General features: G+C 51.0%; 20 protein-coding genes and 1 pseudogene. 1 reads left to right on the top strand and 20 read right to left on the bottom strand.

The window, feature by feature from the left end:
- The 17 genes from rplF to rpsJ all read right to left on the bottom strand — a co-directional run.
- Positions 1-501: 50S ribosomal protein L6 (rplF, locus tag JO226_RS00600; protein ID WP_293471746.1), on the bottom strand; the 501-nt coding region annotated here is incomplete at its 3' end.
- 12 nt (positions 502-513) lie between these two features.
- A complete protein-coding gene (gene rpsH / locus JO226_RS00605; RefSeq protein ID WP_001462169.1) occupies positions 514-906 on the bottom strand; it encodes a 30S ribosomal protein S8 in 393 nt (130 codons plus the stop codon).
- A 33-nt stretch (positions 907-939) separates the two neighbouring features.
- Positions 940-1,245: a 30S ribosomal protein S14 gene (gene rpsN / locus JO226_RS00610; RefSeq protein ID WP_013364449.1), complete on the bottom strand. Its 306-nt coding sequence runs from the start codon at positions 1,243-1,245 to the stop codon at positions 940-942.
- Positions 1,246-1,259: 14 nt separating this feature from the next.
- Complete coding sequence (gene rplE, locus JO226_RS00615; protein WP_001096200.1) at positions 1,260-1,799, bottom strand: 50S ribosomal protein L5; 540 nt, start codon at positions 1,797-1,799, stop codon at positions 1,260-1,262.
- Between the two features lie 14 nt (positions 1,800-1,813).
- On the bottom strand, positions 1,814-2,128 hold the full coding sequence (gene rplX / locus JO226_RS00620) for a 50S ribosomal protein L24 (protein WP_000729185.1): 315 nt from the start codon (positions 2,126-2,128) through the stop codon (positions 1,814-1,816).
- A gap of 10 nt (positions 2,129-2,138) precedes the next feature.
- Positions 2,139-2,510, bottom strand: coding sequence for a 50S ribosomal protein L14 (gene rplN / locus JO226_RS00625; protein ID WP_008457164.1), 372 nt, complete (start codon positions 2,508-2,510; stop codon positions 2,139-2,141).
- Between the two features lie 164 nt (positions 2,511-2,674).
- Complete coding sequence (gene rpsQ / locus JO226_RS00630; protein WP_008457160.1) at positions 2,675-2,929, bottom strand: 30S ribosomal protein S17; 255 nt, start codon at positions 2,927-2,929, stop codon at positions 2,675-2,677.
- A complete protein-coding gene (gene rpmC, locus JO226_RS00635) occupies positions 2,929-3,120 on the bottom strand; it encodes a 50S ribosomal protein L29 (RefSeq protein WP_008457158.1) in 192 nt (63 codons plus the stop codon). The genes rpsQ and rpmC overlap by 1 nt, the downstream gene beginning before the upstream one ends.
- The gene (rplP, locus tag JO226_RS00640) at positions 3,120-3,530 is read right to left on the bottom strand and encodes a 50S ribosomal protein L16 (RefSeq protein ID WP_002919759.1); all 411 of its coding nucleotides are present in this window, start codon (positions 3,528-3,530) and stop codon (positions 3,120-3,122) included. Before rplP ends, rpmC begins: the two co-directional genes overlap by 1 nt.
- A gap of 12 nt (positions 3,531-3,542) precedes the next feature.
- On the bottom strand, positions 3,543-4,244 hold the full coding sequence (gene rpsC / locus JO226_RS00645) for a 30S ribosomal protein S3 (protein WP_000529945.1): 702 nt from the start codon (positions 4,242-4,244) through the stop codon (positions 3,543-3,545).
- Between the two features lie 17 nt (positions 4,245-4,261).
- A complete protein-coding gene (gene rplV, locus JO226_RS00650; RefSeq protein ID WP_002919773.1) occupies positions 4,262-4,594 on the bottom strand; it encodes a 50S ribosomal protein L22 in 333 nt (110 codons plus the stop codon).
- A gap of 14 nt (positions 4,595-4,608) precedes the next feature.
- The gene (gene rpsS / locus JO226_RS00655) at positions 4,609-4,887 is read right to left on the bottom strand and encodes a 30S ribosomal protein S19 (protein WP_001138115.1); all 279 of its coding nucleotides are present in this window, start codon (positions 4,885-4,887) and stop codon (positions 4,609-4,611) included.
- A gap of 16 nt (positions 4,888-4,903) precedes the next feature.
- Positions 4,904-5,725: a 50S ribosomal protein L2 gene (gene rplB / locus JO226_RS00660; RefSeq protein ID WP_000301859.1), complete on the bottom strand. Its 822-nt coding sequence runs from the start codon at positions 5,723-5,725 to the stop codon at positions 4,904-4,906.
- A 17-nt stretch (positions 5,726-5,742) separates the two neighbouring features.
- Positions 5,743-6,045 (bottom strand): 50S ribosomal protein L23, encoded by a 303-nt coding sequence (gene rplW / locus JO226_RS00665; RefSeq protein WP_000617546.1) that lies wholly within the window; start codon positions 6,043-6,045, stop codon positions 5,743-5,745.
- Positions 6,042-6,647, bottom strand: a complete 606-nt coding sequence (gene rplD / locus JO226_RS00670) for a 50S ribosomal protein L4 (protein ID WP_000424395.1) — start codon at positions 6,645-6,647, stop codon at positions 6,042-6,044. Before rplD ends, rplW begins: the two co-directional genes overlap by 4 nt.
- Positions 6,648-6,657: 10 nt before the next feature.
- Positions 6,658-7,287, bottom strand: coding sequence for a 50S ribosomal protein L3 (gene rplC / locus JO226_RS00675; protein ID WP_015962738.1), 630 nt, complete (start codon positions 7,285-7,287; stop codon positions 6,658-6,660).
- Positions 7,288-7,319: 32 nt separating this feature from the next.
- Positions 7,320-7,631: a 30S ribosomal protein S10 gene (rpsJ, locus tag JO226_RS00680; RefSeq protein ID WP_001181005.1), complete on the bottom strand. Its 312-nt coding sequence runs from the start codon at positions 7,629-7,631 to the stop codon at positions 7,320-7,322.
- A gap of 378 nt (positions 7,632-8,009) precedes the next feature.
- Here rpsJ and JO226_RS00685 point away from each other — a divergent pair, with 378 nt between their 5' ends.
- Complete coding sequence (locus JO226_RS00685) at positions 8,010-8,483, top strand: A24 family peptidase (RefSeq protein WP_293478162.1); 474 nt, start codon at positions 8,010-8,012, stop codon at positions 8,481-8,483.
- Here the strand turns inward: JO226_RS00685 and bfr are convergent.
- The 3 genes and pseudogenes from bfr to tuf all read right to left on the bottom strand — a co-directional run.
- Complete coding sequence (gene bfr, locus JO226_RS00690) at positions 8,467-8,943, bottom strand: bacterioferritin (protein WP_293478164.1); 477 nt, start codon at positions 8,941-8,943, stop codon at positions 8,467-8,469. The genes JO226_RS00685 and bfr overlap by 17 nt on opposite strands.
- Before the next feature lie 70 nt (positions 8,944-9,013).
- Complete coding sequence (bfd, locus tag JO226_RS00695) at positions 9,014-9,208, bottom strand: bacterioferritin-associated ferredoxin (RefSeq protein ID WP_013364444.1); 195 nt, start codon at positions 9,206-9,208, stop codon at positions 9,014-9,016.
- Positions 9,209-9,387: 179 nt separating this feature from the next.
- A pseudogene (tuf, locus tag JO226_RS00700) lies at positions 9,388-9,556 on the bottom strand (elongation factor Tu); the annotation flags it as partial.

The following is a 9,556-nucleotide window of genomic DNA, read 5'->3' on the forward strand; positions in this document are numbered from 1 at the left end:
TTCGTCGGCGTAACGAACACCCTTGCCTTTGTAAGGCTCAGGACGACGGTAGGCGCGCAGATCTGCTGCAACCTGGCCGATCACCTGCTTATCAGCGCCTTTCAGCACGATTTCAGTTTGAGTCGGACATTCTGCAGTGATACCGGCTGGCAGCTGATGGTCAACAGGGTGCGAGAAGCCTAATGCCAGGCTTACAGAGTTCCCTTTAACCGCTGCACGATAACCTACACCAACCAGCTGTAGCTTCTTAGTGAAGCCTTCGGTAACACCGATAACCATTGAGTTCAGCAGGGCACGCGCGGTACCAGCCTGAGCCCAACCATCCACGTAACCATCACGCGGACCGAAGGTCAGAGCATTATCAGCTTGTTTAACTTCAACAGCATCGTTGAGAGTACGAGTCAGCTCGCCGTTTTTACCTTTGATCGTGATAACCTGACCGTTGATTTTTACATCAACGCCGGCAGGAACAACGACCGGTGCTTTAGCAACACGAGACATTTTTTCCTCCGATTAGGCTACGTAGCAGATAATTTCGCCACCAAGACCAGCCTGGCGCGCTGCACGATCAGTCATAACACCTTTAGAGGTAGAAACAACCGCGATACCCAGACCCGCCATAACTTTCGGCAGCTCATCTTTACGTTTGTAGATGCGCAGACCTGGGCGGCTGACACGCTGAATGCTTTCTACAACAGCTTTACCCTGGAAGTACTTGAGAGTAAGTTCCAGTTCCGGCTTGGTGTCGCCTTCAACTTTAAAATCTTCAATAAAACCTTCTTCCTTCAGCACGTTGGCAATTGCCACTTTCAGCTTGGAGGAAGGCATGGTGACCGCAGCTTTGTTCGCGGTCTGACCGTTACGGATACGGGTCAGCATATCCGCGATCGGATCTTGCATGCTCATCTGTCTTTACTCCCGTGATTCAATTGGTGACAATTACCAGCTAGCCTTTTTCAGACCCGGGATTTCACCGCGCATTGCGGCTTCACGGACCTTGATACGGCTCAACCCGAACTTCCGCAGGAAACCATGCGGACGACCAGTTTGACGGCAGCGGTTACGCTGACGAGACGGGCTGGAATCACGCGGCAGAGACTGCAGCTTGAGAACAGCATTCCAACGATCTTCGTCGGAAGCGTTCACATCAGAAATGATCGCTTTCAGTTCAGCGCGTTTAGCGAAGAATTTATCAGCTAAAGCTACGCGCTTTACTTCGCGTGCTTTCATTGATTGCTTAGCCATTCAGTAACCCTACCTTACTTGCGGAACGGGAAGTCAAAGGCAGCCAGCAGAGCACGGCCTTCTTCGTCAGATTTCGCAGTAGTGGTAATGGTAATATCCAAACCACGCACGCGGTCGACTTTATCGTAGTCGATTTCTGGGAAGATGATCTGCTCACGGACACCCATGCTGTAGTTACCACGGCCATCGAATGACTTAGCGGACAGGCCACGGAAGTCACGGATACGCGGTACAGCAATAGTGATCAGGCGCTCAAAGAACTCCCACATGCGTTCGCCACGCAGAGTTACTTTACAGCCGATCGGATAGCCCTGACGGATTTTGAAGCCTGCAACTGATTTGCGTGCTTTGGTGATCAGCGGTTTTTGACCGGAGATTGCTGCCAGGTCAGCTGCTGCGTTATCCAGCAGTTTCTTGTCAGCGATCGCTTCACCAACACCCATGTTCAGGGTGATCTTCTCGACCCGAGGGACTTGCATGACAGAATTGTAGTTAAACTCAGTCATGAGCTTCTTAACTACTTCGTCTTTGTAGTAATCATGCAGTTTCGCCATCGTACTACTCCAAATTACTTGATAGTTTCGCTGTTAGACTTGAAGAAACGGACTTTTTTGCCGTCTTCGAATCTAAAGCCTACACGGTCAGCCTTGCCGGTTGCCGCATTGAAGATTGCAACGTTAGAAACCTGAATAGCAGCTTCTTTTTCAACGATGCCACCCGGTTGGTTCAGAGCCGGAACCGGCTTCTGGTGTTTCTTAACCAGGTTGATACCTTCAACAATGACCTTGCCGGAAGACAGGACATTCTTAACTTTACCGCGCTTACCTTTATCTTTACCGGTTAACACGATAACTTCGTCATCACGACGGATTTTCGCTGCCATGATTCGCTCCTTAGAGTACTTCTGGTGCCAGAGAGATAATTTTCATGAACTTCTCGTTACGAAGTTCACGAGTTACCGGCCCAAAAATACGCGTACCGATAGGCTGCTCGCTGTTATTGTTTAAAATAACGCATGCATTACCATCGAAGCGAATGACAGAACCGTCCGGGCGACGAACACCCTTCTTGGTGCGCACCACTACCGCCTTCAGCACATCACCTTTTTTGACCTTACCACGCGGAATTGCTTCCTTGATGGTGATCTTGATGATGTCGCCTACGCCTGCGTAGCGACGGTGCGAGCCACCCAGAACCTTGATACACATTACGCGACGTGCACCGGAGTTGTCGGCGACGGTCAGCATAGTCTGTTCTTGGATCATTTTAGTGCTCCGCTAATGTCAACTACTACTGAGACCCGAAATCAGGTCGTTAAAAAAGCCCCATATCGGGGGCGCGGCATTATAACACCGCTCAAACGATATGGGTAGAAAAAATAAACGGCCCATCGCTGAGCCGTTTATTCATATCGAGAAGGCGTACTGTATTACAGAACCGCTTTCTCTACAACGCGAACCAGCGTCCAGGACTTAGTCTTGGACAGCGGACGGCATTCGCGGATTTCAACCACGTCGCCGATACCGCATTCGTTGTTCTCGTCATGTACGTGCAGTTTGGTCGTACGTTTGATGAATTTCCCGTAGATTGGGTGCTTCACAACACGTTCGATGGCAACAACAATGGATTTCTCCATTTTATCGCTGACAACGCGACCTTGCAGAGTACGGATTTTATCGGTCATTACGCACCCGCCTTCTGAGTCAGTAAAGTCTTAACACGTGCAACATCACGACGAACCTGCTTCAGCAGGTGAGTCTGTTGCAGCTGGCCGCTTGCAGCCTGCATACGCAGGTTGAATTGCTCGCGCAGCAGGTTAAGCAGCTCGGTGTTCAGCTCTTCAACGCTCTTTTCACGCAGCTCTTTTGCTTTCATTACATCACCGTCTTAGTTACAAAGGTGGTTTTGATAGGCAGTTTCGCTGCTGCCAGGCCGAAGGCTTCACGGGCCAGCTCTTCCGGAACACCGTCCATTTCATACAGGACTTTGCCCGGTTGGATCAAGGCAACCCAGTACTCCACGTTACCTTTACCTTTACCCATACGAACTTCCAGCGGCTTTTCGGTGATCGGTTTGTCCGGGAATACACGGATCCAGATCTTACCTTGACGCTTAACTGCACGGGTCATTGCACGACGTGCTGCTTCGATCTGACGTGCAGTCAGACGACCACGGCCAACAGCTTTCAGACCGAAAGTGCCGAAGCTAACATCCGTACCCTGCGCCAGACCACGGTTGCGGCCTTTGTGCACTTTACGGAATTTTGTACGCTTTGGTTGTAACATCAGCGACGCTCCTTATTTACGGCCTTTACGCTGCTGCTTTTTAGGTTGAGCAGCCGGTTTTTCCGGTTGTTCAACAGCAGCCATACCACCCAGGATCTCACCTTTGAAGATCCATACCTTAACGCCGATTACACCATAAGTGGTGTGCGCTTCAGAGGTGTTGTAGTCGATGTCAGCACGCAGAGTGTGCAGCGGAACGCGACCTTCGCGGTACCATTCGGTACGTGCGATTTCCGCGCCGCCCAGACGGCCGCTAACTTCAACTTTGATACCTTTAGCGCCCAGACGCATTGCGTTCTGTACAGCACGCTTCATCGCACGACGGAACATAACGCGACGTTCCAGCTGAGAAGTGATGCTGTCAGCAACCAGTTTTGCGTCCAGTTCAGGTTTACGCACTTCGGCGATGTTAATCTGTGCAGGAACGCCAGCGATATCCGCTACGACCTTGCGCAGTTTTTCTACGTCTTCGCCTTTCTTACCGATAACGATGCCCGGGCGAGCAGTGTGAATGGTCACACGGATGCTCTTAGCCGGACGCTCGATAACGATACGAGATACGGACGCTTTCGCCAGTTCCTTAGTCAGGTACTGACGTACTTTAAAGTCGCTGTCCAGGTTGTCAGCGAATTCTTTGGTGTTCGCAAACCAGGTTGAGTTCCATGGTTTTACAATACCCAGGCGAATACCATTAGGATGTACTTTCTGACCCATTGCTAGTCTCCAGAGTCTCAGCGATCGGACACAACCACAGTGATGTGGCTGGTGCGCTTCAGGATGCGATCTGCACGACCTTTCGCACGCGGCATAATGCGCTTCATGCTCGGGCCTTCGTCTACGAAAATTTTCGCAACTTTCAGATCGTCAATGTCAGCGCCATCGTTGTGTTCAGCGTTAGCAATGGCAGATTCCAGAACTTTCTTGACCAGTACAGCCGCTTTCTTATTGGTGTAGGTCAGAATATCCAGGGCCTGCGACACTTTCTTACCGCGAATCAGGTCAGCAACAAGGCGAACCTTCTGAGCAGAAGAACGAGCATGGCGATGTTGAGCTAAAGTTTCCATCTCTTCCTCCTACCTTATTTCTTCTTCGCTTTTTTATCAGCAGCGTGGCCGCGATAAGTACGAGTCGGTGCGAATTCACCCAGTTTGTGACCGACCATTTCGTCGGAAACAAATACTGGAACGTGCTGACGACCATTATGGACAGCGATGGTCAAACCGATCATGTTAGGAAAGATCGTTGAACGACGGGACCAAGTGCGCAGGGGCTTCTTGTCTCCGCTTTCCACCGCTTTCTCTACCTTCTTCAGCAAGTGCAGGTCAATAAAAGGACCTTTCTTGAGAGAACGTGGCATGGCTTATCCTCTAAAATTATTTGCTACGGCGACGTACGATGAATTTATCAGTACGCTTGTTGCTGCGGGTCTTCTTACCTTTGGTCTGAACGCCCCACGGAGTTACCGGGTGCTTACCAAAGTTACGACCTTCACCACCACCATGTGGGTGGTCGACTGGGTTCATCGCAGTACCGCGAACGGTAGGACGAACACCACGCCAGCGTGCAGCACCTGCTTTACCCAGAACGCGCAGCATATGCTCAGCATTGCCAACTTCGCCCAGAGTAGCGCGGCAGTCTGCTTCGACTTTACGCATTTCACCAGAACGCAGACGCAGGGTGACATAAGCACCGTCACGAGCAACGATCTGAACGTAAGTACCAGCGGAACGTGCCAGCTGACCGCCTTTACCTGGTTTCATTTCTACGTTATGAACGGTAGAACCAACCGGGATATTGCGCATCGGCAGGGTGTTGCCTGCTTTGATTGCAGCATCAACGCCAGACTGAATCTGGTCGCCAGCTTTCAGGCCTTTCGGGGCCAAGATGTAACGGCGCTCGCCGTCTTTGTACAGAACCAGCGCGATATTCGCGGAACGGTTCGGATCGTACTCAAGACGCTCAACAACTGCCGGGATACCGTCTTTGTTGCGTTTGAAGTCAACAATACGATAAGCCTGCTTGTGGCCACCACCGATGTGACGAGTGGTGATACGGCCATTGTTGTTACGACCACCGGATTTGCTGTTTTTTTCCAGCAACGGAGCAAAAGGCTTGCCCTTGTGCAGCTCAGGGTTAACCACTTTAACGACGTGGCGACGACCCGGAGATGTCGGTTTACATTTAACAACTGCCATTGTATTACTCCTCCGACTTACTCAGCGCCGCCAACGAAGTCCAGATTCTGGCCTTCTTTCAGGGTGACGTAAGCTTTTTTCCAGTCGCTACGACGACCGATACGCTGTCCGTGACGTTTAACTTTCCCTTTAACAACCAGGGTGTTAACGACTTCGACTTCGACTTCAAACAGTTTCTGCACAGCAGCTTTGATTTCTGCTTTGGTCGCGTCTTTAGCAACTTTGAGAACGATGGTGTTAGTTTTTTCCATCGCAGTAGACGCTTTTTCAGAAACGTGCGGTGCACGCAGCACCTTCAGCAGACGTTCTTCACGAATCATGCCAGCATCTCCTCAACTTGCTTAACAGCATCAGCAGTCATTACGACTTTGTCGAAGGCGATCAGGCTAACCGGGTCGATACCAGTCGCGTCACGTACGTCAACCTTGTGCAGGTTACGTGCGGCCAGGAACAGGTTCTCGTCCAGCTCACCGGTGATGATCAGCACATCTTCCAGAGCCATGTCTTTCAGTTTCTGTGCCAGCAGCTTGGTTTTCGGCGCTTCAACAGAGAACTTCTCGACAACGATCAGACGATCCTGACGTACCAGTTCGGACAGAATGCTTTTCAGCGCGCCGCGGTACATCTTTTTGTTAACTTTTTGACTGTGGTCCTGCGGACGAGCAGCGAAGGTCACGCCACCGGAACGCCAGATCGGGCTCTTGATAGAACCAGAACGCGCACGGCCGGTACCTTTCTGGCGCCACGGTTTTTTACCGGAACCAGTTACTTCAGCACGGGTCTTCTGAGCACGAGTACCCTGACGAGCACCTGCTGCATAAGCAACAACAACCTGGTGTACCAGCGCTTCGTTGAAATCACGACCGAAGGTAGTTTCGGAAACAGTCAGCGCGCTCTGCGCGTCTTTCAATACTAATTCCATTGCTATCTCCTCACGCCTTCACAGCTGGTTTAACGATCAGGTCGCTACCGGTTGCACCCGGGACAGCACCTTTAACCAGCAGCAGGTTGCGCTCAGCGTCAACACGTACTACGTCCAGGCTCTGAACGGTTACACGCTCGTTACCCAGCTGACCTGCCATTTTCTTGCCTTTGAACACTTTGCCCGGAGTCTGGTTCTGACCGATAGAACCCGGAACGCGGTGAGACAAGGAGTTACCGTGAGTCGCGTCCTGGGTACGGAAGTTCCAGCGCTTAACGGTACCAGCGAAACCTTTACCTTTAGAGGTACCGGTTACGTCAACTTTTTTAACTTCAGCAAACAGCTCAACGCTAATGTTCTGACCTACGGTGAACTCTTCGCCTTCAGCCAGACGGAATTCCCACAGACCACGGCCAGCTTCTACGCCAGCTTTAGCGAAGTGACCCGCTTCCGGCTTGGTTACACGGTTAGCTTTTTTAGCACCGGTGGTAACCTGGATTGCGCGGTAGCCATCGTTAGCCAGATCTTTAACCTGAGTAACGCGGTTTGCTTCAACTTCGATTACGGTTACTGGGATAGAAACGCCATCTTCAGTGAAGATGCGGGTCATACCCACTTTTTTACCGACTAAACCAATCATTGTTTCAACCTCTCAATCGCTCGATGACCTGATTAACCCAGGCTGATCTGCACGTCTACACCGGCAGCCAGATCCAGACGCATCAGAGCATCAACGGTTTTCTCGGTTGGCTCAACGATGTCAACCAGACGCTTGTGAGTGCGAATTTCGTACTGATCACGCGCGTCTTTGTTAACGTGCGGAGAGATCAGAACGGTAAAGCGCTCTTTGCGGGTCGGCAGCGGGATCGGACCACGGACTTGCGCACCAGTGCGCTTAGCAGTCTCGACGATTTCCGCGGTTGATTGATCGATCAGACGATGATCAAACGCTTTCAGGCGGATACGGATTCTTTGGTTCTGCATGAGACCAGAGCTCCAATTATTTTATAAACGAAAATGATTACTCCTCGAGCCCATTACGATTGATGGGTGAGTGTAACCGTTCTTGCGTAGTTCCCCGATTGGGAACATTGTTTGACAGTAAAATTTACTGTCGGGGTTCATATCGAACCTGCCGTCAATTTTGACAAGCCCGCGCATTATACGCAAATTACGGCACGAAGCAAGTGGTGTTTATAAAATCAGCAACAGTAAAGTGCGGTGCCGCTTCCCGCAGGGGCGGTAAGCTATGCAACGCTGGCAACAATACTGGAAGAGCTTACGCATTACCGACAACGCCCATTTGCCCGGGCGTGATGTGCGCCTGCACACTCCCGGCAACGCTGCTTCTGGATAATCGAGATGATAACAACCCTCCCCTTTCTGCTGATTTACCTGGTGCTGAACCTCGCGCTGAGTCTCTGCGACCTCAGACGCCGCCTGCTGCCCGACGCGCTCACCTGCCCCCTGCTCTGGTTCGGGCTGCTTTTTAATCTTATCTGCCATGAAGCAAGGCTGTCGCAGGCCGTCCTCGGTGCCATCGCTGGCTATAGCGCATTTGCGGCGGTTTACTGGGGGTACCGGCTGATACGAAAACGAGAAGGGTTAGGGTACGGGGATGTTAAATTTCTGGCGGCGCTGGGCGCCTGGCATGGCGGGTCGCAGCTTCCCCAGCTCGTCATGCTGGCGTCACTCCTGGCGCTGCTGGCCATCGGTATTCAGATAACCTGTAAGCGCTCTCTGCAGGCAATAAAAAACCCGCTGCCTTTTGGGCCATGTCTGGCGGTAGCGGGTTTCATCTGCGGGTGGAAGAGCCTGTTTATTCTTCCACTTTAATCTGCGACTGAAGGTAGTTTTGCAGGCCGATTTTACCAATCAGATCCAGCTCGGTCTCAAGCCAGTCGATGTGCCCTTCTTCATCTTTCAGAATTTCGATCATCATGTCGCGGCTGACGTAGTCATGTACGCTGTCAGCATAGGCGATCGCTTCACGCAGGTTCTTCGCCCCTTCCAGCTCTAACGCCAGGTCGGAACGCAGCATCTCTTCAACATCTTCGCCGATCCCGAGCTTACCGAGATCCTGCAGATTAGGGATCCCCTCAAGAAACAGAATACGCTCGATGTATTTATCAGCGTGCTTCATTTCATCGATGGATTCGTGATATTCGACATCATTGAGGCGCATCAGACCCCAGTTCTTGAACATTCTCGCATGGAGAAAGTACTGGTTTATCGCGACAAGCTCATTTCCCAATAATTTATTGAGATAATTTATGACCTTAACATCACCTTTCATTTTATAGTCCCTCCGCTTCACTCATTGAAGCGTAGATCGGGCTACAGGGATGTCAAAAAAAGATTAAGCCTCAGGCAATCTCTTTATATTCCGGCATCTGCGTTAATTCATCTTGCATGATTTCACGTGCGGCGCGAACGCACTTACCACATTGATTTCCCACAGGAATAAATTTGCGGAGCTGCTGAAAGGATTGCGGATGAAACTGGCGTACAGCCTGGCGAATTTTTTTATCGCTTACACCATTACACAAACAAACGTACATAATCGCTCCCGTTCAATTTATGCGCAAAGTGTAAATGAGAATAGTTATAATTACAATAGCACAAATAAGGAACCGGTGCGGTGTGGCATCAATAAAATGCGATCAGATGTATCGTCGTAAAATAGCAGACAGCAAAAAGGGCGCCGAAGCGCCCTTTTTAATTCGGGGATAATAAATTATTAGCCCAGAACTTTCGCTACAACGCCCGCGCCAACGGTACGGCCGCCTTCACGGATTGCGAAACGCAGACCGTCGTCCATCGCGATCGGGTGGATCAGGGTAACAACCATTTTGATGTTGTCGCCCGGCATTACCATCTCTACGCCTTCCGGCAGTTCGATGGTGCCA

It is taken from the genome of Pluralibacter sp. (genome assembly GCF_019237635.1).
In the GTDB taxonomy this organism is placed as follows: Bacteria; Pseudomonadota; Gammaproteobacteria; order Enterobacterales; family Enterobacteriaceae; genus Enterobacter_B.